General features: G+C 72.7%; 22 protein-coding genes and 1 pseudogene. 15 read left to right on the top strand and 8 right to left on the bottom strand.

The window, feature by feature from the left end; genetic code table 11:
- Positions 1-6: 6 nt before the first annotated feature.
- Both AC2YHB_RS22805 and AC2YHB_RS22800 read right to left on the bottom strand, forming a co-directional pair.
- On the bottom strand, positions 7-1,929 hold the full coding sequence (locus tag AC2YHB_RS22805; protein WP_487354670.1) for a linalool dehydratase/isomerase domain-containing protein: 1,923 nt from the start codon (positions 1,927-1,929) through the stop codon (positions 7-9).
- Positions 1,926-2,507 carry a hypothetical protein gene (locus tag AC2YHB_RS22800; RefSeq protein ID WP_487354669.1) on the bottom strand — a complete coding sequence of 194 codons (582 nt, stop codon included), beginning with the start codon at positions 2,505-2,507 and terminating at the stop codon, positions 1,926-1,928. Before AC2YHB_RS22800 ends, AC2YHB_RS22805 begins: the two co-directional genes overlap by 4 nt.
- 100 nt (positions 2,508-2,607) lie before the next feature.
- Here AC2YHB_RS22800 and AC2YHB_RS22795 point away from each other — a divergent pair, with 100 nt between their 5' ends.
- Complete coding sequence (locus AC2YHB_RS22795) at positions 2,608-3,216, top strand: TetR/AcrR family transcriptional regulator (protein ID WP_487354668.1); 609 nt, start codon at positions 2,608-2,610, stop codon at positions 3,214-3,216.
- Positions 3,217-3,227: 11 nt separating this feature from the next.
- Here the strand turns inward: AC2YHB_RS22795 and AC2YHB_RS22790 are convergent, their stop codons facing one another.
- The 6 genes and pseudogenes from AC2YHB_RS22790 to AC2YHB_RS22765 all read right to left on the bottom strand — a co-directional run.
- Entirely contained in the window at positions 3,228-3,938 is a 711-nt protein-coding gene (locus tag AC2YHB_RS22790; RefSeq protein WP_487354667.1) for an alpha/beta fold hydrolase, read from the bottom strand.
- The gene (locus tag AC2YHB_RS22785; RefSeq protein ID WP_487354666.1) at positions 3,935-4,345 is read right to left on the bottom strand and encodes a hypothetical protein; all 411 of its coding nucleotides are present in this window, start codon (positions 4,343-4,345) and stop codon (positions 3,935-3,937) included. Before AC2YHB_RS22785 ends, AC2YHB_RS22790 begins: the two co-directional genes overlap by 4 nt.
- A 43-nt stretch (positions 4,346-4,388) precedes the next feature.
- The gene (locus AC2YHB_RS22780; RefSeq protein WP_487354665.1) at positions 4,389-5,789 is read right to left on the bottom strand and encodes an aldehyde dehydrogenase family protein; all 1,401 of its coding nucleotides are present in this window, start codon (positions 5,787-5,789) and stop codon (positions 4,389-4,391) included.
- A 13-nt stretch (positions 5,790-5,802) separates the two neighbouring features.
- On the bottom strand, positions 5,803-6,630 hold the full coding sequence (locus AC2YHB_RS22775; RefSeq protein ID WP_036543599.1) for an SDR family oxidoreductase: 828 nt from the start codon (positions 6,628-6,630) through the stop codon (positions 5,803-5,805).
- A gap of 7 nt (positions 6,631-6,637) precedes the next feature.
- Entirely contained in the window at positions 6,638-7,936 is a 1,299-nt protein-coding gene (locus tag AC2YHB_RS22770; protein ID WP_487354664.1) for a wax ester/triacylglycerol synthase domain-containing protein, read from the bottom strand.
- A gap of 7 nt (positions 7,937-7,943) precedes the next feature.
- A pseudogene (locus AC2YHB_RS22765) lies at positions 7,944-8,906 on the bottom strand (PDR/VanB family oxidoreductase); the annotation flags it as partial.
- Between the two features lie 148 nt (positions 8,907-9,054).
- On the opposite strand from AC2YHB_RS22765, the gene AC2YHB_RS22760 reads away from it, so the two are divergent.
- From AC2YHB_RS22760 to AC2YHB_RS22695, 14 genes are all read left to right on the top strand, one after another.
- Positions 9,055-10,347 carry a cytochrome P450 gene (locus AC2YHB_RS22760; RefSeq protein ID WP_487354663.1) on the top strand — a complete coding sequence of 431 codons (1,293 nt, stop codon included), beginning with the start codon at positions 9,055-9,057 and terminating at the stop codon, positions 10,345-10,347.
- Positions 10,348-10,368: 21 nt separating this feature from the next.
- Positions 10,369-11,919, top strand: coding sequence for an acyl-CoA synthetase (locus AC2YHB_RS22755; RefSeq protein WP_487354662.1), 1,551 nt, complete (start codon positions 10,369-10,371; stop codon positions 11,917-11,919).
- A 25-nt stretch (positions 11,920-11,944) separates the two neighbouring features.
- Entirely contained in the window at positions 11,945-12,496 is a 552-nt protein-coding gene (locus tag AC2YHB_RS22750; protein ID WP_036543595.1) for a TetR/AcrR family transcriptional regulator, read from the top strand.
- Positions 12,497-12,669: 173 nt separating this feature from the next.
- On the top strand, positions 12,670-14,442 hold the full coding sequence (locus AC2YHB_RS22745) for a GMC oxidoreductase (RefSeq protein ID WP_207008169.1): 1,773 nt from the start codon (positions 12,670-12,672) through the stop codon (positions 14,440-14,442).
- A complete protein-coding gene (locus tag AC2YHB_RS22740; RefSeq protein ID WP_257026863.1) occupies positions 14,439-15,299 on the top strand; it encodes an MlaE family ABC transporter permease in 861 nt (286 codons plus the stop codon). The genes AC2YHB_RS22745 and AC2YHB_RS22740 overlap by 4 nt, the downstream gene beginning before the upstream one ends.
- A gap of 7 nt (positions 15,300-15,306) precedes the next feature.
- Positions 15,307-16,125, top strand: coding sequence for an MlaE family ABC transporter permease (locus AC2YHB_RS22735; RefSeq protein WP_242530442.1), 819 nt, complete (start codon positions 15,307-15,309; stop codon positions 16,123-16,125).
- Between the two features lie 7 nt (positions 16,126-16,132).
- Positions 16,133-17,323: an MCE family protein gene (locus AC2YHB_RS22730; RefSeq protein WP_487354661.1), complete on the top strand. Its 1,191-nt coding sequence runs from the start codon at positions 16,133-16,135 to the stop codon at positions 17,321-17,323.
- On the top strand, positions 17,320-18,375 hold the full coding sequence (locus AC2YHB_RS22725; RefSeq protein WP_179648890.1) for an MCE family protein: 1,056 nt from the start codon (positions 17,320-17,322) through the stop codon (positions 18,373-18,375). The genes AC2YHB_RS22730 and AC2YHB_RS22725 overlap by 4 nt, the downstream gene beginning before the upstream one ends.
- Positions 18,372-19,364, top strand: a complete 993-nt coding sequence (locus AC2YHB_RS22720; protein WP_179648891.1) for an MCE family protein — start codon at positions 18,372-18,374, stop codon at positions 19,362-19,364. The genes AC2YHB_RS22725 and AC2YHB_RS22720 overlap by 4 nt, the downstream gene beginning before the upstream one ends.
- Positions 19,361-20,434, top strand: coding sequence for an MCE family protein (locus AC2YHB_RS22715; protein ID WP_179648892.1), 1,074 nt, complete (start codon positions 19,361-19,363; stop codon positions 20,432-20,434). Before AC2YHB_RS22720 ends, AC2YHB_RS22715 begins: the two co-directional genes overlap by 4 nt.
- Entirely contained in the window at positions 20,431-21,711 is a 1,281-nt protein-coding gene (locus tag AC2YHB_RS22710) for an MlaD family protein (protein WP_179648893.1), read from the top strand. Before AC2YHB_RS22715 ends, AC2YHB_RS22710 begins: the two co-directional genes overlap by 4 nt.
- A gap of 8 nt (positions 21,712-21,719) precedes the next feature.
- On the top strand, positions 21,720-23,069 hold the full coding sequence (locus tag AC2YHB_RS22705; RefSeq protein WP_487354660.1) for an MCE family protein: 1,350 nt from the start codon (positions 21,720-21,722) through the stop codon (positions 23,067-23,069).
- Position 23,070: 1 nt separating this feature from the next.
- Positions 23,071-23,589, top strand: coding sequence for a hypothetical protein (locus tag AC2YHB_RS22700; RefSeq protein ID WP_487354659.1), 519 nt, complete (start codon positions 23,071-23,073; stop codon positions 23,587-23,589).
- Positions 23,586-24,182, top strand: coding sequence for a hypothetical protein (locus AC2YHB_RS22695; RefSeq protein WP_179648896.1), 597 nt, complete (start codon positions 23,586-23,588; stop codon positions 24,180-24,182). The genes AC2YHB_RS22700 and AC2YHB_RS22695 overlap by 4 nt, the downstream gene beginning before the upstream one ends.
- The last annotated feature ends 157 nt before the right edge of the window (positions 24,183-24,339 follow it).

Raw genomic sequence — 24,339 nt, 5'->3', positions numbered from 1 at the left:
GGAGCCTCAGGTCGAGGGACGCACCCGCACCGCCGTCCGCCCACCGAGGTCCAGCTCGAGCTCCGCCCGGCCGGCCGCGTCGGCGACCAGCCGGTCGCGGGCCGCCCCCTCGACGTCGTACGACGCCCCGGGGCGCAGCTGCGCGAGCCGCAGCGTCGGGCGGACCGGCCCGGCGCCGGGCACCAGCACGAGGTCGAGCGCCGCACCGTCCGACACGGCCCGGGCCACCAGCACGTCCGGGTAGGCGGCCTCGTCCAGCACCGGTCCGTCGCGCCAGGCCGCGGGCGGCCCGAAGGCGACCAGGTCGCGCAGGCCGTCGTGCCGCCCGAAGCGGCCGAGGTTGAGATAGGAGTTGGCCAGGCCGCTGGCGTCCGCGAACCGCTCGGCGCCGTTCTCGACCTCGAGCCGCTCGCGCTCGGCGAGGGTCCGCTCCGCGGCGAGCGCCGTCTCCTCGTCGCCGACCTCCCGGGCGGCCATGGTCGTCACGGCGAGGCTGAAGGTGTCGCTGCGGACCTGGTAGTTGCCGGGGTCCAGGCGGCTGACCAGTCCGCGCGGCGTGCGCACCCGGCCGTCCTCGACCTGCAGCCAGCCGTCGCGGATCAGCCACCAGGTGCGGTGGGCGAGGTCGGGCATCCCGGGGTGCATCCAGTACGTCGTCGCGAGCTGCACCGACGGGCTGGACCAGAAGTTCCAGGACAGCCCGAGGTGGGACGACCGCACGCCGACGATGCGGCCGTCGGGGCGCAGGAACTCCTCCTCGTAGGCGCGCCGGAGCCGGGCGCGGACGTCGTCGGCCTCGTGCGAGGCCTCGAGCTGCTCGTCGACGAGCACGGTGTTGAGGCCGAAGGTGTTGCAGATCGTGTAGATCCAGTTGGGCTCGCACGGATAGAGGCTGAAGTCCGAGCGCCGCACGTTCTCCCGGACGTTGGCCGCCATGCCCTTGAGGTCGTGGGCGAAGGCCGTGTCCCGGTCCCAGCGGAAGGTGAGCGCGCCGGACTGCCGGTAGCGGTCGTCGTTGAGGACGGAGTACATCCCGACCTGCAGGCCGTGGAAGCCGGTGAGCATCACGTTGCCGCCGAGCGGCACCGGGTCCTTGTCGCGACGCAGGTTGCCCCATGCGTTCTCGAGCGCCCAGTAGCCCCAGATGCGGCGGTCCAGGACCTTCTCGACCAGGTTGCGCTGCGCCTCGGCGAGGTAGCCGCGGAAGGCCGGCGTGCGGGTGAACTGCGCCATGGCGAGCCCGTAGCCGACGGCATTGATCTGGTACCGCAGGGCGCCCTCGCGGAACTGGTCGAGCCGGGTGAAGCCGGCCAGCCCGTCGACCGGCTGCAGCCCGATGTCGAGCGCCGCGCGCAGCCGGCGCAGGTCGGTGTCGGTGTGCTCGACGACCGGGACGCCGGTCGCGATGTCCGGCGGCCCGCTGATCGTGAAGGAGACCCGACGCAGCCGCTCGTTGATCGCCGCCCCACGACGGGCCTGCGCCCGGTGCCGCAGCGCATGGACGGCGAGCGAGCCCACCAGCAGCGCCGGTACGACGACCAGCACCGCCGTCGCACCACCGTCGCTCACCTCCGGCCGGTCCAGCAGCACCGCGGGCAGCACGGCACCGGCCACCCAGGCGAGCGGTGGCAGCACCGTCGGGCCGGCGGCCCACCACACGAAGACCGCCACCAGCAGCCCGGCCAGCACGAGCAGGCCGCCGACGACGTGGCCGGTCGCCAGCAGCCCGCCGCCGGGGAGCGCCAGCCCGAGGCCGGCGACCTGCCACCGGGCATCCAGCCCGAGCAGGAGCGGCAGCAGGGCGGCGAGCCACAGGACGGCGTACCCGGTGACGCTGCGGAGCAACGCCCGCCGGGTGGCCCGCGGCAGGAGCGGCAGGTCCTGCGGGAGCAGGACGGTGGTGCCGGTGGGGGCTGCGGTCGTCGTCATGCGGATGCCGCCTTCGTAGAGGGGTGGAGGGAGGGTCGGCGCCGGAGGAGGCGGGGGACCAGGACGGCCAGCACGAGGAGCCCGCTGCCGTGGAACAGGACGTCGAGCAGCACCGGGGCGGTGCGGAACTCGAACAGGCCGAGCACGTGCATGTCGACCAGGCCGAGCTCGGTCCAGGCCGCGGCGGCGCCGGCCAGCGCCCAGGACCGGTCGGCGCCGTCCTGCCGGGTGCGCAGGGAGCCGAGCGTCGCGGCGGCCGCGACGACGGCGAGCCCGGTCGCGCGCAGCGACCATGCTCCGTCGAGGGCCCGGGTCGCCGGGGTGGCGAGCAGGGCGGCCACCGCGACGGCGTACAGAAGGGTGCCGGCGGCGATGCCGGCCAGCAGCCCGGCGGTGCCCCGACGTCCGCGGGACGGGGTGGCGGCCGGTGGGGCGGTCGCGACGAGGGGCCCGGCGTCGAGCGGGCGCCGGGCGGGCGGGGCGAAGCCGGCCTCGGCCGGCCGGGCCCCGGGGACGACCCGGAACCACGCCGAGCGGAGCACGCCGATGACGATCGCGATCGCTGCGCAGCAGGCCATCCGTCTCGCCTCCTCAAATCTGTTACGGCACCGTCACAGAATTTAGGACGGCGCGTGAGCCACGTCAATGGCCGCCGTGGCGGTGCGCAAGGATGGCCCCATGGCAGCGACCCCCCGGCCCTACGGCGGCATCAGCGCGGCCGAGCGCCAGACGACCCGCCGGGCGCGGCTGCTCGAGGCCTGCCGCGACCTCGTCGGCCGCGAGGGCGTGGCCGGCGTGACGGTCGAGGCCGTGTGCGGTGAGGCGTCACTCGGCAAGCGGTACTTCTACGAGAGCTTCGCGACGCGCGACGAGCTGCTGCTCGCCGTCGCCGACGCCTTCTTCGTCGGCCTCCGCTCGCGGATGGAGGAGGCGATCGCCGGTGTCGACCCCGCCGAGCGGCCGGTCGTGGTCGTGCGCACCCTCGTCGGTGCCCTGCGCGAGGACCAGCGCGAGGCGCGCCTGTACGTCGAGAGCCCGGCCGTGCCCGTGCTCGCCGCCCGTCGGGAGCAGGCCGTCGCCGACTACGCGGCGTTCGTGGCCGAGGTCGTGATGCCCGACCCGCCGCCGGAGCAGCACGCGATCGTGCGCCGCCGGCTCGCCAGCCGCCTGCTGGTCGCGGGCACGACCGACCTCGTGACCAGCTGGCTCGCGGGGGACGTCGAGGGCGACGTCGACGACGTCGTCGACGCGATCGTCGCGGTCGGCCGGGGCGTCCTCTCCGCCTGAGCGGGGTCCGCCTAGGGGCTCGTCACCTCGAGGATCGTCCGCGCCACCAGCGCGGGATCGTCGGTCATCGGCACGTGCCCGACACCGCGCAGCCGGACCAGCTCCGCGCCCGGCACCAGCGTGCGGAACACCACGCCGTGGTGGCGCCACGGGATGGTGCGGTCGTGCAGCGGCCACGCGATCCGCGCGGGCACGCCGCCCACGTCGAAGGGCGCCGGCGGACCGTGCTGCTCCATCCAGCGCACCAGCGGCGGGAGCGCGGTGCAGGCCCGGGCGTCGGCGAGCAGCGGCGACAGTCGGGCTGCGCCCGGCAGCCGCGAGATGCCCGCGATCAGCCGCAGCTTCGCCAGCAGCAGGTGGTACGACGGCCGCCCCGTCCAGGTGCCGGCAGGGGAGAACGCCACCACCGACGATGCCCGCCCGCGCCGCGCGAGCTCGAGGGCCAGCCACCCGCCGAGCGAGTTGCCGACGACGTGGGCCCGCTCCCAGCCCGCGGCGTCCATTCGCTCCTCGACCGCCTCGACCAGCGGACCGATCCCGATCCGGTCGGCCGGCCACGCCGGTCCGCCGCGGTGGCCGGCCAGCGTCGGCGCGAGAACGTCGTGGTGGGCCCGCAGCCCCGCGAGCACGGGCTGCCACGCGTGCCACGACATGAACAGCCCGTGCAACAGCACCAGCGGCGGACCGGAGCCTCCGCGGAAGGCGGGGCCGGTCGGGGTCACGCGATCAGGTCCGCCCGTCCGTCGGCGGCCAGCGTGGCGACGTACCGCTGCTGGATCGGCTTGGCGCTGGGCAGCAGCGCGATCAGCTTCGGCAGCGCGCCGCCGAGCTTGATCTGGCCGCGCGCGACGGCGAGCGGGACGCTGACCTTGCCCTGCCAGAACCGGTTGGCGGTGTCGGCGGTCAGGCCGAGGGTCATGTTCGCCTCGGGAGCCGCACCGTCGCTGTCGCCGGTGTGGATGGTCTGGTTGACGAGGTCGATGGTCATCACCAGCTCGGGCTCGGTGACGTCCATCCGCAGCACCAGCCCGGACTTCGCGAGCGCGGGACTGATCTCCGGGTCGTCGAAGCCGGCCTGGAAGACGCGGGCGAGGTAGTGCGTGGCGTCGGCGGTGTCGGTGAAGGGCATGGCGGTTCTCCTCGGTTCTCGGGGGGACGTTCGGGGACGGGGATCAGAAGATGAGGCGGAGCAGGCGCCGGGTGAGCGGTCCGTAGGGCGGGTAGACGACGCGCGGGTCGATCCGGGCCGATCGCGCGAGGTGCGCCTTGCGGTGGCTGAAGGCCTCGAAGCCCCAGCGCCCGTGGTAGGCGCCCATCCCGCTGTTGCCGACGCCGCCGAACGGCAGCTCCGGGCAGAGCACGTGCATCGCGGCGTGGTTGGTGACCACCGCCCCGGCCGGCACCTCGGCGCGGAAGAGTCGCTCATCCTCGCCCGACTCGCTGAAGAGGTACGCCGCCAGCGGCTTCGGTCCCGCGTTGACCCGCTCCACGGCCTGGGCCACCGAGTCGACGCTCACGACCGGCAGGATCGGCCCGAAGATCTCCTCCTGCATCAGCGCCGCGTCGGCGGCCGGGTCGAGCACGACGGTGAGGTCGTGCCGCCGGTCGGCGGGAGCCGAGCCACCGCCGAGCAGGACCTCGCCGCCGTGGCCCTGGAGCAGGCCGGCGAGCCGGGCGGCGTGCCGTTCGGTGACGATCGGCAGGTCGCGGCCGCCCCTGCCGTCGGGCGCCATGTCGCGGAAGGCCCGCAGCAGGGCGGCGACGAACTCGTCGCGCACGGAGCGCTCGACGAGCACGTAGTCGGGCGCGATGCAGGTCTGGCCGGAGTTGAGCAGCTTGGTCCACGCGATCCGGCGCGCGGCGACGTCGACCACGGCGTCGGACGAGACCACCGCGGGGCACTTGCCGCCGAGCTCCAGGGTGACCGGGGTGAGGTGCGGCGCGGCAGCGGCCATCACGGCCTTGCCGATCTCCGGGCCGCCGGTGAAGAAGGCGTGGTCGACACCCTGCGCGAGCACGCCCTGGGTGACCTCGGGACCGCCGTTGAGCACGGTGAAGGCGTCGGGGTCGAGGTACCGCGGCACCAGCCGGGCGAGGGCGTCGGCGACGGCCGGCGCGTGCTCGGACGGCTTGAGGACGGCGCAGTTGCCGGCCGCGATCGCTCCGACGAGGGGTCCGAGGGTGAGGTAGACCGGGTAGTTCCAGGGCCCGATGACCAGCACCACCCCGAGCGGCTCGAAGGCGAACCATGCCCGGCCCGGTCGCTGCGAGAGGGGCAGGCCCACCCGCTGCGGCCGACGCCACCGCGCGAGCTTCCTCAGCGCGAAGCGCACCTCCGCCAGGGTCGGTGCGATGTCGCCGAGGAAGCTGTCGTTCGCCGGGCGGCCGAGGTCGGCGAGCAGGGCGGCGGCGAGCTCGGCCTCGTTGTCGACGAGGAGCCGCTCCAGGCCGCGCAGCTGGGCGAGCCGCCACTCGTCGGGCCGGGTGCGTCCGGTGCGGAAGGTGGCGCGCAGCCGGGCCACCTCGGCGGCCTCGAGCGCGCCGTCCGGGGTGGTGGCGATGGATGTCGTCATGGCAGGACCCCCTTCAGGACTGGCTGATCCGGTCGTCGTAGCCCGCGCGCTGGCCACGGTCGAAGTGCAGGAAGGTGTCGTAGGCGCCGAGCCGGCGGCTCATCGCGTCGCGCAGGCGTCGGCCCAGCAGTGGCTGGGTCCGCAGCAGCGGGCCGATCATCCGGGGCACGAAGACGTCCTTGCGCCGGTGCACGATGGCCTCCGCGATCGCCGCCGCCACGTCCTCGGGCTGCACGACCGGGACCAGCCGGGTCGCGGTCGTGCCGGCGATCAGCTCGGTGTCGGTGAAGTGCGGCATCACGCAGGTGAAGTCGACCCCCGTGCCGTCGTACTCGACCCGCGCGGTCTCGGTCAGCGCCACCACCGCGGACTTCGTGGCGCAGTAGGCGATCCCACCCGGGACCGGGGTGCGCCCGGCGGTCGACGCGACGTTGACGACGTGCCCCGAGCCGCGCTCGACCATGGCGGGCAGCGCGAGCTGCAACCCGTTGAGGCAGCCGAGGACGTTGACGTCGAGCGCCCGGCGCAGCGTGGCGGGCGACTGCTCGACGAGCGGGCCGATCGGCATGATGCCGGCGTTGTTGACGAGCACGTCGAGCGGCCCGTCGACGGTCGCCGCCTCGAGGAAGGCGGCATACGACGCGTGGTCGGCCACGTCCAGCGCGAGCCCGGCGACGTCCGGCCCGATGGAGGCGGCCGCAGCGGCCGCGATGTCGCCGTCGAGGTCGCCGATGACGACCGTGGCACCCCGATCGTGGAGCAACCGGGCGGTGGCCAGGCCGATGCCGCGCGCGGCTCCGGTGACGGCGATCCGCCGGCCGGCCAGGGAGTTGGTGGTCATCGTTTCCTCATCTCTCGGGGGTGGGGTCGGCGGTGCTGAAGGCGGCGAGGAGGTCGTCGGCCGCCGCCCGGATGTCGTCGACGAGCCGGGTGCCGTCGGGCAGGCGGCGTGGGTCGGTGGTGACGGAGAAGGTGAGCCGGCCGGCGTAGCTGAGGACCGCCACGGTCAGCGCGTGCCTGCGGGTGAGCGGGGTGGCCCCGAGGATCAGCTCGAGCTCGCGGCCCAGGAAGTGCACCGGCACCGGCGGGCCGGGCACGTTGGTGACGGTCAGGTTGAACAACCCGGCCCGGAGCTGCAGGACGCGGTTGAGGACACCGGCCAGCGGCGCCGGCGCCAGGCCCAGCGCCGACATCAGCGTCGCCGTGGTCGACGGCTGGTGGCCGCGCACGGCCTCGGTGGAGGAGCGCTGGACGAGCGCCAGGCGCTCCCGGGCGGTCATCACCCCGACGGGCAGCGCCGGGTAGGTCATCGCGATCTGGTTGCCGAGCCGGCCGCGGTCGTCACTGGCGCGCCGGTTCACCGGGACGAACGCGTGCACCCGGTCGACCTCCTCGCCGCGCCGGTGGAGGTAGCGCTCGAGCCCGCCGGCCACGACCGTCAGCACCACGGTGTTGAGGGTGGCCTCGGCGGCCTGCTGCACCGCCCGTAGGTCGTCGAGCGGGAGCGTCGCGTAGCGCGTGCGCCGGGTGGGACCGGACGGGCCCGCGTTGAGCGCCGAGCGTGGCGCCTGGCCGAGCATGGCGAGGGTCCCGCCGACCCGGTGGCGCAGCGACGTGCCGGCGCGGGCGGGCGCGGGCCGTGACGTCCCGGCGGGCCGCGCCACCACCGGCAACGGGTCCACCAGCGCCCCGAAGATGTCCATGATCGACAGGCCGTCGACCATGCAGTGGTGCACCTTCAGCGAGATCGCGAAGCCGGCGCCGACGCTCTCGACCAGGCCCAGCTCCCACACCGGCCGGCGCAGGTCGAGCGGCGCGGTCGTCAGCTGGTCGATGTGCGCCTCGACCTCGACCTCCCCGCCGGGAGCGGGGAGTGCGACGTGTGAGAGGTGGTAGTCGAGGTCGAAGGCCGCGTCCTCCACCCAGCGCGGACGACCGAGCCCGAGGACCGAGCCCGCCAGCCGCTGCCGGAAGCGGGGCAGGTCGAGGAGCCTCTCCGCGACGGCGGCCCGGAAGTCGTCGTACGACGGCGCGGGGCCCTCGAAGAGCAGCATGCCGGCGAGCTGCATCCGGTTCTCCGCGTCCTCGACCTGGAGGAAGGCCGCGTCGAGGGCGCTGAGCCGCTGGCTGGCGGGTCGGCCGGTCATCCCCGGCTCACAGGTCCAGCACGAGGCGGTCGGAGCAGGCCCGCGAGACGCACGGCATGAAGCAGCCCTCGGCGCGGTCGTCGTCGCCGAGCACCGAGTCGCGGTGGTCGGGCTCGCCGTCGAGCACGACGGTCTCGCAGGTGCCGCACACGCCCTCGCTGCACGAGCGCACGACGAACACGCCCTCCGCGGTGGCGACGTCGAGGATCGAGACGCCGGCGGGCACGGTTGCGGTCACGCCGGAACGGGCGAACTCGACCTCGAACTCGGTGTCGACCGCGTCCGGGTCGACGGCCCGCGGCGCGAACCGCTCGAGGTGGAGGCTGCCGGCCGGCCAGCTCGCGCAGTGCTGCTCGACCGCGTCGAGCAGGACCTCCGGGCCGCAGCAGTAGACCGCGGTGTCCTCGCGCGGGGTCCCGAGCACGGAGGCCAGGTCGAGCAGGCCGTCGGTGTCGGCGGGCTGCACCCTCACCCGGTCCCCGTACGGCGCCAGCTCGGCCAGGTAGGCCATGGACGCCCGGCTGCGACCGCCGTACAGCAGGTGCCAGTCGGCGCCTGCGGCCTCGGCGGCGCGGACCATGGCGAGGATCGGGGTGATCCCGATGCCGCCGGCGATGAACTGGTAGCGGGGCGCCTCGACGAGCGGGAAGTGGTTGCGGGGGCCGCGGACCTGCAGGGTCGTGCCGACCGCCAGCTCGTCGTGGACGTAGGCGGAGCCACCGCGGCCGTCGGCCTCGCGCAGCACGGCGACCCGCAGGTAGCGCCGGTCGGCGGGGTCGCCGCACAGGGAGTACTGGCGGGCCAGGTCGGGGCCGAGCAGGAGGTCGACGTGGGCGCCCGGCCCCCACGGCGGCAGCGTCGAGCGCGCCTTGAGGACCAGCTCGACGACGCCGTCGGAGAGCGGGCGCTTCTCCTCGAGGGTAAGGGTCAGGTTGAGCTCGGTGCTGGGCTGGACGGCCGGCGGGGCCGGGGCGGTCGTGGTCACGGTTGCTCCTCTCAGGGGGTGCTCGTGAGACATAACATAAGTTACATTACAATCCTCCTGTCAAGGGGTTGACGGATCCGGACGCAGATGTAATGTAAGTCGTATTACATTTGACTTCGAGGAGGTGGCTCCCATGCCGACCCTTGCTCCGAACAGCGTCTCCGCGACTCCCGCCGGCGCCCGCCCGCACGACCCGATCGAGCTCTCGAGCGAGTCCTTCTGGGCGCAGACCGCCCGCCAGCGCGACGAGTCCTTCGCCGTGCTGCGCCGCGAGCGACCGGTCTCCTGGCAGCCGCCGGCGTACGGCTCCCTCATGCCGGACCCCGACGACACCGGCTACTGGGCCGTCGTCGCGCACGAGGACGTGGTCGCCGTCAGCAAGGCCCACGACGTCTTCTCCTCCGCGCCCGAGCACGGCGGCGTGATGTTCGAGGACGTCCCGGCGCCGCTGCTCGAGGAGACCCAGTCGATCCTCGCCATGGACGAGCCCCGGCACGGGATCACCCGCAAGCTGGTGCACGCCGCGTTCAGCCCGCGCCAGATCCGCCGGATCGAGGAGCAGATCAGGCAGCAGGCCGGGGCGATCGTGACCGACTTCCTCGCCGAGGGACCGCGCGACTTCGTCGAGCAGGTCTCGATGCGGCTGCCGCTGTGGACCATCTCCGGGATGCTCGGCGTGCCCGACGACCTGCGCGAGCGCATGGTCAGGGCGGTGGACGACATGGTCGGCCACAACGACCCCGAGTACATCGGCGAGTCCGGCGACCCGTTCACCTGCCTGCTCGGCGGCATCGCCGAGCTGCACGACATCGCGCAGACCCTGATCGACGCCCGGCGCTCGCACCCCACCGACGACCTGATCAGCGACCTGGTCGCCGCCGAGATCGACGGCCACCGGCTCACCGACGACGACATCCGGTCCTACTTCTGCCTGCTCGCCATCGCCGGCAACGACACGACCCGCAACACCACGAGCCACGGGATGAAGGCGCTCAGCGACCACCCCGACCAGAAGGCCCTGCTGACGGAGAACTTCGACCGCGCCATCCCCGGCGCGATCGAGGAGTTCGTGCGCTGGGGCAGCCCGGTGATGACCTTCCGTCGTACCGCCACGGTCGACGCGGTCGTCGGCGGCGTCGACGTGGCGGCCGGCGAGAAGGTCGTCCTGTTCTACTCCTCGGCCAACCGCGACGAGTCCGTCTTCGTGGACCCGTGGCGCTTCGACATCACGCGCAATCCCAACCCCCACGTGGGGTTCGGGGGCGGCGGGCCGCACTACTGCCTCGGCAACCACGTCGCCCGGCTGCAGCTGCGGGCGCTCTTCCGTGAGCTGCTGACCCGCGTCCCGACGCTGGAGCTCGGCGAGCCGGAGCTGGTCGGCGGCCACTTCATGCACGCCGTCAAGCGGATGCCCTGCACCTTCTGAGTCCCTGAGGAGTCCCCACCGATGTATCCCGGCACCCACGCCCGGACCACCCCGGACAAGCCGGCCGTCGTGATGGCCGGCAGCGGCCGGGTCGTCACGTACGCCGAGCTCGACGACGGCTCGCGACGGCTGGCCGTCGCGCTGCACGACCTCGGGCTGCGCCGCGGCGACGTCGTCGCGATGCTCAGCGACAACGCCGCCGAGTGCTTCACCCTCTACTGGGCGGCGCTGCGCTCGGGCCTCTACCTGACGGCGATCAACCACCACCTGACCGCGGGCGAGGCGGCGTACATCGTCGACGACTGCGACGCCCGGGTCCTCATCGCGTCCGGCCGGCTGGCCGGCCTGGCGGCCGAGGTGCGGGCGCAGGCGCCACGAGTCGAGCACGCCGTCGCCTTCGGCGGCGCCGTCGACGGCTTCGGCTCGTACGACGACCTGCTCGCCTCCGCCGGCGAACGGCAGCTCGACGAGCAGCCGCGCGGCAGCGACATGCTCTACTCCTCGGGCACGACCGGCCGGCCCAAGGGGGTCAAGCCGCCGCTGCTGCCGATCGCCGTCGACGAGCCCGGCGACCCGCTGACCGGCCTCGCCGGCGCCGCCTTCGGCTTCGGCCCCGACGACGTCTACCTCTCGCCCGCGCCGATCTACCACGCGGCGCCGCTGCGCTGGTGCGGCGTCGTGCACGCCCACGGCGGGACGGTCGTGGTGATGGAGCGCTTCGACGCCGTCGAGGCACTGGCCGCGATCGCGCGGCACCGGGTCACGATCACGCAGATGGTGCCGACGATGTTCGTGCGGCTGCTCCAGCTCGACGAGGCCGACCGGGCGGCGTACGACGTCGGGAGCCTGCGGCTCGCGATCCACGCGGCCGCGCCCTGCCCGGTCGACGTGAAGCAGGCGATGGTCGAGTGGTGGGGCCCGATCCTGGTCGAGTACTACTCCTCGACCGAGAGCGCCGGGCTGACCCTGATCACCACGCCCGAGTGGCTCGAGCGCCGGGGCTCCGTGGGCCGCAGCATGTTCGGCCCGGTGCACATCTGCGACGAGTCGGGCGCCGAGGCCCCGGCGGGCGAGGTGGGCGCGGTGTACTTCGAGCGCGAGGTGCGGCCCTTCGAGTACCACAAGGACCCCGACAAGACCCGCGCCGCCGAGCACCCCGCGCACCCGACCTGGACGACCGTCGGCGACCTCGGCCGGGTCGACGAGGACGGCTACCTTTACCTGACCGACCGCAAGTCCTTCATGATCATCTCCGGCGGCGTGAACATCTACCCGCAGGAGGTCGAGGACGCGCTCACCCTCCACCCCGCCGTGTACGACGTCGCGGTGATCGGCGTGCCGGACCCGGAGATGGGCGAGCAGGTGAAGGCCGTCGTCCAGCTCCGCGCGGGCGTCACCGGCAGCGACGAGCTGGCCGCCGAGCTGGTCGGTCACGTCAGGGCGCGGCTGGCGTCGTACAAGGCGCCGCGGAGCGTGGACTTCGTCGACGACCTGCCGCGCACGCCGACGGGCAAGCTGGTGAAGCGGACCCTGGTCGAGCACTACCGCGCGCTCGCCGGCGCGGGCGCCTAGGTCGAGGTCGGGATAGCGTTGCGCCGTGCGACTGCTGGTGACCCGCGACGACTACTTCGCCTCGGCGATGGACCTGCTCGCGACCGAGGGCGCGGGCCGGCTGAAGATCGCCGTGCTCTGCAAGCGGCTGAAGGTCACCACGGGCTCCTTCTACGGCTACTTCGGCAGCTTGGACGGCTTCGTCGAGCAGTTCCTCGAGTACTGGGAGGAGGAGCAGACCAACCGCATCGAGCGGCTGGTGGCGGCCTCCGAGGACCCGCTCGAGCGGGTGCTGGTGATGAAGAGGCTCGTGGCCACGGTCCCGCACGCGGCCGAGGCGGCGATCCGCGGGTGGGCGCACACGAACGCCGCGGTCGACGTCGTGCAGAAGCGGGTCGACGAGCACCGGGTCCGGGCGCTGCAGGACGTGCTCGCCTCCGTCATCCCGGACGCCGCGGAGGCGCACCGGCTGGCCGTCATGGGCATCACGCTGCTCGTCGGTCTGCAGCAGTGGCGCTCGCCGGTCACCCCGGCCGACTTCGACCTCGTCTTCGACAGCTACGAGCAGATGGTGCTCGCCCGGGTCGCTCGCGGCTGATCCCCCGCGGGCCGCGCCTGTCGAGCCCGTTGTGCAGCCGGACAATCCGTCCGGCGAGCGTTGGACCCTCGCCACGAGCCTGTGACGGTCGTCTCCCGGTCTCATGGACCTCCACCGGAGGTGGCGTCCGAGCAGGGGGACGTCGCCCGGCCAGCTCCGAAGGATGTGCCGCCGTGGCCCAGACGCGTGCCGACCACGACTACGACGTCCTCGTCGTCGGATCGGGCTTCGGCGGCTCGGTGACCGCCCTCCGGCTCACCGAGAAGGGCTACCGGGTCGGCGTCCTGGAGGCCGGCCGCCGGTTCGCGGACGAGGAGTTCGCGAAGACCTCCTGGGACGTGCGGAGGTTCCTCTACGCGCCGCGCCTGGGCTGCTTCGGCATCCAGCGGATCCGGCTGCTGCGCGACGTCGTCGTGCTCGCCGGCGCGGGCGTCGGCGGCGGGTCGCTCGTCTACGCGAACACCCTCTACGAGCCGGCGTCCGACGCGTTCTACAACGACCCCCAGTGGCGGCACATCACGGACTGGAAGGCCGAGCTGGCGCCGTACTACGACCAGGCGAAGCGGATGCTCGGCGTCGTCCAGAACCCCACCGTCACCGCCTCCGACGAGATCATGAAGGAGGTGGCCGACGAGATGGGCGTCGGCCACACCTACCGCCCCACCCCGATCGGCGTGTGCTTCGGCGCCGGCGGCGAGAAGCAGCCCGGCGCCGCCGTCCCGGACCCCTATTTCGGCGGAGCCGGCCCCGAGCGGCGCGGCTGCATCGAGTGCGGCGAGTGCATGACGGGCTGTCGCCACAACGCGAAGAACACGCTGCTCAAGAACTACCTCCACCTCGCCGAGAAGGCCGGTGCGGAGGTGCTCGAGCGGACCACGGTCGACGCGATCACGCCCCGCCCCGACGGTGGGTACGACGTCACGACCCACCGCTCGGGCCGCTCGGCCCGCCGCAAGCAGGTCCTCAGCGCCGGCCAGGTCGTCCTGGCCGCCGGCACCTGGGGCACCCAGGAGCTGCTGCACGGCATGCGCCGCTCCGGCGACCTGCCCGGGCTCTCGGACCGGCTCGGGTTCCTCACCCGCACCAACTCCGAGGCGCTGTGCGCGTCGAGCACGAAGATGCGCAACAAGGGCTCCTACGACTTCCACCACGGTGTCGCGATCACCTCGTCGATCCACCCCGACCCGGTGACCCACGTGGAGCCGGTCCGCTACGGCAAGGGCTCGGGCCTGATGGGCATGCTGCTCACGGTCATGACCGACGGCGGCGGCCGGACCCCGCGCTGGCTGCGCTGGATCGGGCAGGCGCTGCGCCACCCGCTCCTGCTGCTGTCCTGCCTGGGCGGCCTCGGCAGCTGGCCGGAGCGCACGATCATCGCGCTGGTCATGCAGACCAGCGACAACTCGATCACCGTCCTCCCCAAGCGCGGCCGCGCCGGCAAGCGGGCGCGGCTGACGTCGGAGCAGGGCCACGGCGAGCCGAACCCGACCTGGATCCCGGCGGGCAACGAGGTGGTCCGCAAGATCAGCGAGCGGATCGACGGCGGCTCGTACTCCACGGTCGGCGAGATCTTCAACATCCCCATGACGGCGCACTTCCTCGGCGGCTGCGCGATCGGGGAGAGCGCCGGGACCGGCGTCATCGACCCCTACCACCGGGTCCACGGCCACCCCGGGCTCCACGTCGTCGACGGCGCCGCGATCTCGGCCAACCTCGGCGTCAACCCGAGCCTGACGATCACGGCGCAGGCCGAGCGGGCCATGTCGCTGTGGCCCAACAAGGGCGAGCCGGACCAGCGTCCGGCGCCCGGCGCCGCCTACCAGCGGCTCTCGCCGGTGGCGCCCGTGCGCCCGGCCGTCCCGCCGACCGCGCCCGCGGCGCTGCGCCTCCCGCTGTACGTCGTCCCGAGCCCGGCCACGAAGCAAGCAACGGAGGCCACCGCATGACCCTCGCTCCCGAGCGTCCCGTCGAACCGAAGGGCGCCGGCCCGGCCGGCATGTCCCCGGGCTCGCGGAAGATGGCCGACGACGCGCTGCGCGGCACGCTGCCGTTCAAGGCGCTGTCGACCTTCGGCGACTTCTACACCTTCGTCGGCAAGGTCTTCCGGACTATGTTCACGACGCGCTTCCGGTTCGCGGAGTTCATCTCGCAGGCCTGGTTCGTGACCACGGTGTCCTTCGGCCCGGCGCTGCTGGTCTCGATCCCGTTCTGCGTCGTGATCATCTTCCAGGTCAACCAGCTGCTCATCCAGATCGGTGCGGTCGACCTCGCCGGCGCGGGTGCGGCGGTCGCGGTCGTCCGCGAGATCGGGCCCATCGTGTCGGTGCTCGTCGTCGCCGGTGCCGGGGCGACCGCCATCTGCGCGGACCTCGGCTCCCGCAAGATCCGCGAGGAGATCGACGCGATGGTGACCCTCGGGATCGACCCGATCGAGCGCCTCGTCGTACCGCGGATCGTGGCGTCGACCCTCGTCGGCGTGGCGCTCAACGGCATGGTGACCGTGGTCGGGCTCGTCGGCGGCTACTTCTTCTCGGTCGTGCTGCAAGGGGCCACACCAGGGCTCTACCTGTCGGACCTGACCCTGCTCGTCGGCCTCCCCGACTTCCTCGCCTCCGAGGCGAAAGCCGCGATCTTCGGCCTGCTGGCCGGCCTGACGGCCTGCTATCTCGGGCTCAACGCCAAGGGCGGCCCGAAGGGCGTGGGCGAGGCCGTCAACCAGACCGTCGTCTTCGCGTTCATGCTGCTCTTCGCCGCCAACAGCGTGATCAGCGCCCTGTTCCTCCAGATCAAGCTGGGAGCGTGAGGTAGTCGTGCCCATCAAGCAGCTCGCCAGGCCGACCACGGCCCTGCGCAACCTGGGTGACCAGCTGAGCTTCCACGGTGACGCCTACTCGCACATGCCGCGGGTCATGAGGCACTACCCGAAGGAGGTCGTGCGGCTGCTGGCCGAGGTCTCCCTCGGCACCGGTGCGCTCGCGCTCATCGGCGGCACGGTGCTGGTGATCGGCTTCCTCACCGCCGCCTCCGGGATCGAGGTCGGCCTGCAGGCCTACACGTCCTTCGACAACATCGGCGTCTCGACGCTCTCGGGCTTCTTCTCGGCGTACTTCAACACCCGCGAGGTCGCGCCGATCATCGCCGGCATCGCACTCACCGCGACCGTCGGCGCGGGCTTCACCGCGCAGATCGGCGCCATGCGGGTGAGCGAGGAGATCGACGCGCTCGAGGTGATGGCGGTGCACCCGGTGCCCTTCCTGGTCACCACGCGGATCATCGCCGGGATCATCGCGGTCGTCCCGCTGTTCGCCATCGCGCTGATGATGTGCTGGCTGGCGACGTACCTCGTCGTGACGGTCGGCTACGACCAGGCGCCGGGCACGTACCTGCACTACTTCGACACCTTCCTCATCCCGAGCGACCTCTTCCTCGCGATCATCAAGGTCGCGTTGATGGCGCTCGTGATCGTGTCGATCTGCTGCTACCACGGCTTCCGCGCGTCCGGCGGTCCGGCCGGCGTGGGCAAGGCGGTCGGCAAGGCGGTCCGCTCCGCGCTGATCTGCACGATGTTCATCGACCTGATCTTCGCGATCGCGATCTGGGGTGGGCCGTCGGTCCACATCGCGGGGTGAGCGGCCGATGAGCACCTCCTCCGCGGGCCACGCGCACAGGATCGACCGTCAGGTCGTCTACGGCTTCGTCTTCCTCGCCCTCATCGTCGCGCTCATCGCCGGCACGATCGCGAAGTACCGCGGCGCCTTCGCGGACACCGTCGAGGTCACCGTCCAGGCCGACCGCGCCGGGCTGACCCTCGCGTCCGGGGCGCCGATCAAGCTGCGCGGCGTCGAGATCGGCACCGTCAGCGACATCGAGACCGACGGCAGGCAGGTCACGATCACCCTCGAGATCGACAAGGACAAGGTCGACCGGGTGCCGGCCGACGTCACGGCGCAGATCGTGCCGCCGACCGCCTTCGGCGCGAAGTACGTCCAGCTCACGCCGGCGAAGGAGGGCGGCCCCACGATCGAGGCCGGCGCGGTCATCCCCGCCGACAAGGTGACCGTCGAGGTCGACGAGGCGTTCGAGAACCTCACCAAGGTCCTCGACGTCGCGCGGCCCGCCGAGGTCAACTCGGCGCTCACGGCGGTGGCCGGTGCCCTCGACCAGCGCGGCCGGCTGATCGGCGACCTGATCTCGCAGACCGACGCCTATCTCGTCTCCTTCAACCCGTCCCTGCGCACGCTCAGCGCCGACCTGCGGGTTGCCGACGACGTCGCCGACGTGTACGACGTCGCGCGGCCCGACCTCGTCGCGGCGCTCAGCCAGGCGGGCACCGTCTCGCAGACGCTGGTGCGCCAGCAGGCGTCGCTGCGGGCGCTCGAGCGCAGCCTCACGGGCTTCAGCGACGAGGCGGACTCGCTGCTCCGCAGCTCGCAGCAGGGACTCGTCACGACGCTCGAGCTGCTGGGCCCGGTGACCGAGGTGCTCGATCGGTACTCGCCCGAGCTGCCGTGCCTCGTGCTCGGCCTGGCCCGGACCAACGAGCTGGCGGAGGCGGCCGTGGGTGGTACGCACCCCGGCATCACCACGATCACGCGGATCGTGCCCGGTCGGGACCCGTACACCTACCAGGAGAACCTGCCGCTCGTCGGCGACGACCGCGGCCCCGCCTGCTACGGGCTGCCGGTCATCAGCGCGAAGGAGGCGGCCCAGCAGCCGCCGCGCTTCCGCACCGGCGCCAACCCGTACGTCGGCCCGCAGCCCACGCCCGACCAGGCAGTCCTCGACACCCTGCTCGGCCTGATCAAGGGAGGGACGCAGCTCCGATGAGCCGTGCAGACCGGATCAGCCCGGAGAAGCGCCGCGAGCGCAACGACCTGATCAAGTTCAGCGCCTTCCTCGCGATGGCGGCCGCGTTCACCCTGTGGGTCGCCGCCGTCACCGGCGAGGTCCGGCCCGGCGACCGCGAGGACTACAAGGCCGTCTTCAACGACGTGTCCGGCCTCGCGGTCGGCGACGAGGTGCGGATCGCCGGCGTCGACGTCGGGAAGGTCCGCGAGATCGACGTCCAGCCCGACAACACGGTGCTGGTCACCTTCGACGTCCGCAAGGGACAGCGGCTGACGACCGGGACGCACGCGACGATCCAGTACCGCAACCTGATCGGCGACCGGGTGATCCAGCTGACCCGCGGCGAGGAGGACTCGGGGGAGACGCTCGCCGTCGGCGGCACGCTCCCCGCGGCCCAGACCGCCTCCGCGCTCGACCTCGACACCCTGCTCAACGGCTTCAAGCCGCTGTTCGCCGGGCTCAGCCCGACCCAGGTCAACGAGCTGTCCGGGCAGCTGGTGCAGGTGCTGCAGGGCCAGCAGTCCTCGGTGGCGACGCTCGTCGACAGCGTCGCGTCCTTCACGACCACCATCGGCAACCGCGAGGAGCTGATCGGCCAGGTGGTCCGCAACCTCAACAGCGTGCTCGGCACGGTCGACGACCGGAGGGCGACCGTCGGGCTGCTGCTCGACCGCCTCGACGCCCTGCTCACCGGGCTCGACAGGCAGGACACGCAGGTGCTCGACGCGGCGGCGCGGATCAGCGGCTTCGCCGACCGTACGGCGACGCTCGTCGCCCGGGCGAGGGGCGACCTCCGCTCGGACCTCCAGGGCCTGGCGGTCACCGCCCGCGGGCTCAACAAGCGCCGCGACACCCTCGACGCGCTGGTCAAGAAGCTCCCGAGCCACTACGAGACGCTGCAGAACACCGCGTCGTACGGCAACTTCTTCAACTTCTACCTCTGCGGGGTCCGCATCCAGACCGGCCTGTCGGCCGACCAGCCGGTCCTCACCCCCTGGATCTACTCCGACGCCCCGAGGTGCCAGCGATGAGCCGCGACATCACCCCCGACCGCCTCGCGGTCCGCGGCATCATCGGCACCCTCGTCCTGGTGCTCGCCGTGATGGCCGCGATGAACATCAACAAGCTGCCGCTGATCGGCAACAACGACGTCATCGAGGTCGACTTCGCCGAGGCCGGCGGCCTCAAGGGCGGCGACGCCGTGATGATCTCCGGCGCCCAGGTCGGCAAGGTCCGCGAGGTCGGCATCGACGGCGACCACGTCACCGCCGAGATCGTGCTCACCGACGACTCGGTGAAGCTCGGCGACCTCACCGAGGCGCGGATCATCACGATCACCCTCCTCGGCCGGGCCGCGGTCGAGCTCGAGCCGCGCGGCAGCGGTGACCTGCAGGCCGGTGACACGATCCCGGTCGAGCGGACGTCGTCGCCGTACAACCTGACCGCGACGCTCAACGAGCTGACCGAGACCACCGCCGAGATCGACAAGTCGCAGCTCGCCGCGGCGCTCGACCAGGCGTCGAGGACGCTCAACGCCAGCAGCCCCGACCTCGGTCCCGCGCTCGAGGGCATCACCGCCCTGTCCCGGGCGGTCTCCTCCAACGACGACGAGCTGCGCTCGCTGCTCGCCCACGCCAACGGGGTCACCGAGGTGCTGGCCGGCCGCGACGAGCAGATCGCCTCACTGCTCGGCTCCGGCCGCTCGCTGCTCACCGAGCTCGACGCCCGGCAGAAGGTCGTCACGAACCTGCTGTCCAGCGCCCGTGAGCTGTCGACGGCGCTGCGGACGCTGCTGAAGGACACCGACGACGTCCTCGGCCCGGCGCTCGACGAGCTGGACGGCGTGGTGGGCCTGCTGAACAGGAACCGGAAGAACCTGCAGGCGACGATCACCGGACTGCGCGGCTACGCGACCGCGTTCGGCGAGGCGGTCTCCACCGGGCCGTGGTTCGACGCCTACATCCAGAACCTCACCTCGCCCGCGACCCTCGCCCCGATCATCTCCGGAGTGATGCCATGAACACCCTCGTCACGGGCCGCCGCATCGTGACCCTCCTCGTCGTCGCGGCCGTCGCGCTCGGCCTCCTCGCGTGGAACCGCGACACCAGCAGTACGACGGTGCACGCGATGTTCTCCAGCGCCGAGGGGCTCAACAAGGGCGACGACGTGAAGGTGCTCGGCGTCCGCGTCGGTGAGATCACCGGCATCGAGAACAAGCCCGAGGGCGTGCTGGTCACCATGACGGTCGACTCCGGCCAGCCGATCCCGGCCGACGCGCACGCCGCGATCGTGTCGCCGAGCCTGGTCAGCGGGCGCTTCGTGCAGTTCGAGCCCGTCTACACCGGCGGCGACGAGCTGGAGGACGGCGCCACGATCGCGCTCGATAAGACGGCCGTGCCGGTGACCTTCGACGACGTCAAGCAGCAGCTGACCGACCTCGCCACCACCCTCGGCCCCGACAAGGGCAAGCGGAACGGCCCCCTCGCCGACGCCATCACCGCGATCGAGAAGGGCCTGCGCGACGGCAACTCGACCGACCTGCGGCAGGCGATCACCGAGCTGCAGGGCGCCGCGACCGCGCTGTCCGACGGCCGCTCCGACCTGTTCAGCACGATCCGCAACCTCAACACCTTCACGAAGAACCTCGCCCTCAACGACGCCGCCCTGCGCGGCGTCACCACCGAGCTCGACGACGTGAGCGGCGTGCTGGCGGCCAACCGCAGCAACCTGAGCGGCGCGATCCGCGACCTGGCCGCGGTCCTGCCCGTCGTGGAGAAGTACTTCAGGAAGCACCGTGGCCGGATCAGGGAGTCGGTCACCGACCTGAACACGCTCGCGGCCACGCTGGCCGACCGGTCCAACGAGCTGGCGGGCATCCTGCACCTCGCACCGCACGCGATCGTCGACCTGAGCAACACGATCGAGCACGAGGCCATCACCGGACGCGCGACGCTCAGTGGCCTGGACAGCGCCGCTCAGCTCCTCTGCGGAGCGGTCCTCGGTGCGGGTGGGACCAGCGAGCAGTGCACGCAGGCCCTCCAGCCGTTGCTCGGCCTGCTCGGACTCGACGACCTGGGGAGCGCGCAGTGAGCACGAAGGGGATGCGGGGCCGTCGTACCCGCGGGGCGGTCGGGGCGCTGCTGGTCGGCGCCGCACTGCTCGGCTCGGGCTGCGACATCCAGCCCAACGACAACACGCTGCCCGGCCAGGTCGCCGTCGGCGACGACGGCTACACCGTCACGGTCCACTTCGACCAGATCGAGAACCTGGTGCCGAACTCGACGGTCCAGAAGGACAACGTCGTGATCGGCACGGTCGGCGAGATCGACGTCGAGGGCTGGGAGGCGGTCGTCCAGCTGCACCTGCTCGAGGACGTGCCGCTCCCGAGGGACGCCATCTTCTCGATCGGACAGAAGACCCTCCTCGGCGCGCAGTACGTCGAGGTGTCGGTGCCCGGCTCGGGCGACGGCCGCTCCGACGTCGGCGCCGACGAGGTCGCGCTCGCCGCCGCCGACACCGGTGCGACCGGTCCGGTGCTCGGTGAGGGCGACGTGATCGGCGTGGAGCAGACCGGCACCTACCCGGCGACCGAGCAGGTCCTCGGCGCGGTCGCGCTGCTGCTCAACAACGGCGGCCTCTCCCAGATCAGCACGATCACCGGCGAGCTCTCCACCGCGCTGCGTGACAGGGTCCCGGACACCCGCGGCCTGATCCGTCACGCCAACGAGCTGCTGGCCGTCCTCGACGCCAACAAGGGCGAGATCGTGTCGGCGCTGGAGTCGCTCAACAGCCTGTCCGCGGGGCTCCGCAAGGACGAGACGACGATCGCCACGGCGATCGACCGGATCACGCCCGGGCTCGAGGTGCTCGAGACCGAGCGGGCGCGGCTGGTCAAGGCGCTCACCCATGCCGGCCGGGCGGGCGACCGCGCGGTCCGTGTCGTCGACGCCAGCGAGAGCGCGCTGCTCGCCAACCTGGACGCGCTCGGGCCGATCCTCAGGAACCTCGGCGAGGTCAGCGAGACCCTGCCGGACGCGCTGAAGATCGGCATCACCATGCCCTTCCCCGCCATGACGACCTCGGACGCCGTCCGCGGCGACTACGCCAACCTGTTCGCCACCCTCGACCTCACCACGACGGCGCTGTCGGGCACCTGGCTGGGCGGCGTCGCACCTGCCCTGCAGGCCGGCGACCCGGTCGAGAACCCGCTCGCCGAAGTGCCGGACGGTGCCGCCGCCGAGGGCAGCGACGGGGACCACGGCTCCGACGGTGCGGCTCCGTCCGACAGCGACGAGCCGGCGACCCCGGCACCGACCGACGAGCCGACGAAGAACGGCTGCCTGCTCTCGATCCTGGGCCTCTGTTAGGAACGCCGATGCTGCTCACACCCCTCATCAAGCGCCAGCTGCGCATCTTCGCGGTCCTCGCGACGCTCGCCCTCGGCCTCGCGTTCATCCACTACGCCCGGGTCCCCGCGATGCTCGGCGTCGGCGTGTACGACGTCACGGTCGACTTCGAGGACGCCAGCGGCCTCTACCCGAAGGCCGCGGTGACCTACCGGGGCGTCAACGTCGGCCAGGTCTCCGACCTCGACGTCACCGACAGCGGGGCCGTCGCGACCCTGCGCATCGACAACGGCACCGACATCCCCGCCGGCGTCTCCGCCGAGCTGCACAGCACGTCCGCCATCGGTGAGCAGTACGTCGACCTGGTGGACCCGTCCGGCAAGGACACGGGCAAGGACACGAGCAGTGGCGAGCTCCTCGCCGACGGCGCCGCGATCCCGCGCGAGCGGGCGGTCGGGATGCCCCAGATCACGCCCGTGCTCGACTCCCTCAACCGGCTCCTCGAGTCGGTGCCGAAGAAGGAGACGAAGGCCGTCCTGGACCAGGTCGACGAGGGCCTGGGCGGGTCCGGGCCCGAGCTCAGCGAGCTCGTCGACTCCTCCGGCAGGCTGCTGACCGAGGCGCAGGCGGAGATCGACGCGACCACGTCCCTGATCTCCGCGCTGGAGCCGGTCCTCGGCACCCAGGCCGACCTCGCGCCGAAGACGCAGGGCTACGCCGACTCCCTCGACAAGGTCACCGCCGCGCTGGCGAAGGGCGACAGCGCCGACCTGCGCGCCCTGCTGGAGCGGGCGCCCGGCGGGCTCGACGCGGCGACCGCGACGGTCACCGACCTGCAGCCGGTGCTGCCGATGATGCTCGCCAACCTGACGACCAACGCGCAGGTGCTCAACACCTACCTGCCACACGTCCGGCAGATCCTCGTGGTCTACCCCTCCGAGGTCGCCCGTGCCCTCACCGTGCTGCAGCCGCGGGCCGGCCAGGGCGACGTACAGCTCGACCTGCGCGGGGCGCTCAACAACCCGCCGTCGTGCCAGTCGGGCTATCTCGCGCCGACGCAGCGACGCAGCCCGCGGGTCACGACCACCCGCAAGGTCGACCGGCTCGCGCACTGCGAGGCGCCGGTGGACAGCCCGGTCGGCGTCCGGGGCGCGCGGAACGCGCCCTGCCCGCAGTCCAGCGCGCGCGGACCGCTCCCGGCGGCCTGCGGCCTGACCTTCCGCGGCGGGGTGTGGCCCGCCTCCAGCGGCACGGTCGCCTACGACCTGGCGGTCGGGCGCGGCGACGACACCGCCGCCAAGGACGTGACGACAGGCAGGTCGGCGAAGGCCGACGACCTCTGGAAGATCCTCGTGCTCGCACCCCTGGAGGCGAACTGACATGACCAGCCTGACCCTCGAGCGCCGCAGGATCGCGCTCCCCTCGATCAGTCGCGGCCTGGTGGCGACGACGCTCCTGGTGCTGGCGCTGCTGGCCCTCGCCGGCTGGCGTGGCCTGGCCTGGCAGGACGCCCGCGACCGGATCGCCGACGAGAACGCCGCGGCGGCGGCCGCCAGCGCCGAGGTCGAGGGCCTGATCGACATCAGCGGCGCCACCTCCGACGCCGACATGGCGAAGCTGCTCGACGGCGCCACCGCCGACTTCCGCTCCGAGCTCGAGGCCCAGGCGGACCGCCTGCAGAAGGCGCTCGCCGCCAACAAGGTCAAGGCCACCGGCGAGGCGGTCTCCACCGGCGTCGTGAAGCTGGACGGCGACAGGGCGACCGTGATCGTCGCAGCCACCGGCACCGTGCAGAACAAGAGCACCAAGGCCGCCGAGCCGCGCAACTACCGGCTGAAGATCGACCTGGTCAGGAGCGACGGCGACTGGCTCGTCTCGGGACTGGAGTTCGTGGCATGACCACCCTGACGAACCTGACGAACCCGACGAACGTGACGAAGGAGAGCGCCGTGGGCGACGGGACCACCGCGGACGGCGCGGTGCAGGACGGAGGGCCGGCCGGGAGGACGGCGACCAGCGCGGGTCGGGGGGCCCGCCTGGTCGCCGTGGGAGCCGTCCTGCTCGCCGCGGCCGCGGCCCTCCTCCTGGGCGTCCAGGCCCACCGGGCCGCCGCCGAGGCGGACGCCCGCACGGACGCCCTCGCCGCGGCCCGGGAGCGGGTGCCCGAGCTGCTCGGCTACGACAGCGCCACGCTCGACGAGGACCTCGCCGACGCGCTCGCCCAGACGACGGGAAAGTTCACCTCCGACTACGGCGCGATCCTCGACGACGTCGTGAAGCCGCAGGCGAAGGCGCGCCGGATCAGCACGGTGGCGCGGGTGAGCGCGGCCGGCGTGGTCCGCGGCGACGCCGACCGGGTCGTCGTACTCCTGTTCCTGACGCAGACCACGACCAGCGGCGGCGACGGCGAGACCGTCGCCGGCAGCCGGGTCGAGGTGACCATGGAGCGGGCCGGGGACGACTGGAAGATCGCCGGCCTCCGCCCGGTGTGACCCGGTCGTCGAGGAGGTCGCGCAGCGACTGCCCGGTCGTCGAGGAGGTCGCGCAGCGACTGCCCGGTCGTCGAGGAGGTCGCGCAGCGACTGTCACGAGACGCCTAGCTCCGGTGCACCCGCTGTGCCCATCACCCCGCCACACCACCCGGTCCGT

The sequence above is a fragment of the Nocardioides sp. SRI_004 genome, assembly GCF_057586415.1.
Note: the sequence above shows the minus strand (reverse complement) of the source record. Positions and strands in the feature narration are given on the sequence as shown.

Excerpts from the sequence above, each read along its gene's own strand:
- AC2YHB_RS22700 (WP_487354659.1), top strand. The coding sequence starts at position 23,071 with ATGACCAGCCTGACCCTCGAGCGCCGCAGGATCGCGCTCCCCTCGATC.
- AC2YHB_RS22755 (WP_487354662.1), top strand. The coding sequence starts at position 10,369 with ATGTATCCCGGCACCCACGCCCGGACCACCCCGGACAAGCCGGCCGTC.
- AC2YHB_RS22730 (WP_487354661.1), top strand. The coding sequence starts at position 16,133 with ATGAGCACCTCCTCCGCGGGCCACGCGCACAGGATCGACCGTCAGGTC.
- AC2YHB_RS22780 (WP_487354665.1), bottom strand. The coding sequence starts at position 5,789 with ATGACGACATCCATCGCCACCACCCCGGACGGCGCGCTCGAGGCCGCC.
- AC2YHB_RS22715 (WP_179648892.1), top strand. The coding sequence starts at position 19,361 with ATGAACACCCTCGTCACGGGCCGCCGCATCGTGACCCTCCTCGTCGTC.
- AC2YHB_RS22785 (WP_487354666.1), bottom strand. The coding sequence starts at position 4,345 with ATGCCCTTCACCGACACCGCCGACGCCACGCACTACCTCGCCCGCGTC.
- AC2YHB_RS22725 (WP_179648890.1), top strand. The coding sequence starts at position 17,320 with ATGAGCCGTGCAGACCGGATCAGCCCGGAGAAGCGCCGCGAGCGCAAC.
- AC2YHB_RS22740 (WP_257026863.1), top strand. The coding sequence starts at position 14,439 with ATGACCCTCGCTCCCGAGCGTCCCGTCGAACCGAAGGGCGCCGGCCCG.
- AC2YHB_RS22775 (WP_036543599.1), bottom strand. The coding sequence starts at position 6,630 with ATGACCACCAACTCCCTGGCCGGCCGGCGGATCGCCGTCACCGGAGCC.
- AC2YHB_RS22795 (WP_487354668.1), top strand. The coding sequence starts at position 2,608 with ATGGCAGCGACCCCCCGGCCCTACGGCGGCATCAGCGCGGCCGAGCGC.
- AC2YHB_RS22760 (WP_487354663.1), top strand. The coding sequence starts at position 9,055 with ATGCCGACCCTTGCTCCGAACAGCGTCTCCGCGACTCCCGCCGGCGCC.
- AC2YHB_RS22800 (WP_487354669.1), bottom strand. The coding sequence starts at position 2,507 with ATGGCCTGCTGCGCAGCGATCGCGATCGTCATCGGCGTGCTCCGCTCG.
- AC2YHB_RS22705 (WP_487354660.1), top strand. The coding sequence starts at position 21,720 with ATGCTGCTCACACCCCTCATCAAGCGCCAGCTGCGCATCTTCGCGGTC.
- AC2YHB_RS22720 (WP_179648891.1), top strand. The coding sequence starts at position 18,372 with ATGAGCCGCGACATCACCCCCGACCGCCTCGCGGTCCGCGGCATCATC.
- AC2YHB_RS22805 (WP_487354670.1), bottom strand. The coding sequence starts at position 1,929 with ATGACGACGACCGCAGCCCCCACCGGCACCACCGTCCTGCTCCCGCAG.
- AC2YHB_RS22770 (WP_487354664.1), bottom strand. The coding sequence starts at position 7,936 with ATGACCGGCCGACCCGCCAGCCAGCGGCTCAGCGCCCTCGACGCGGCC.
- AC2YHB_RS22695 (WP_179648896.1), top strand. The coding sequence starts at position 23,586 with ATGACCACCCTGACGAACCTGACGAACCCGACGAACGTGACGAAGGAG.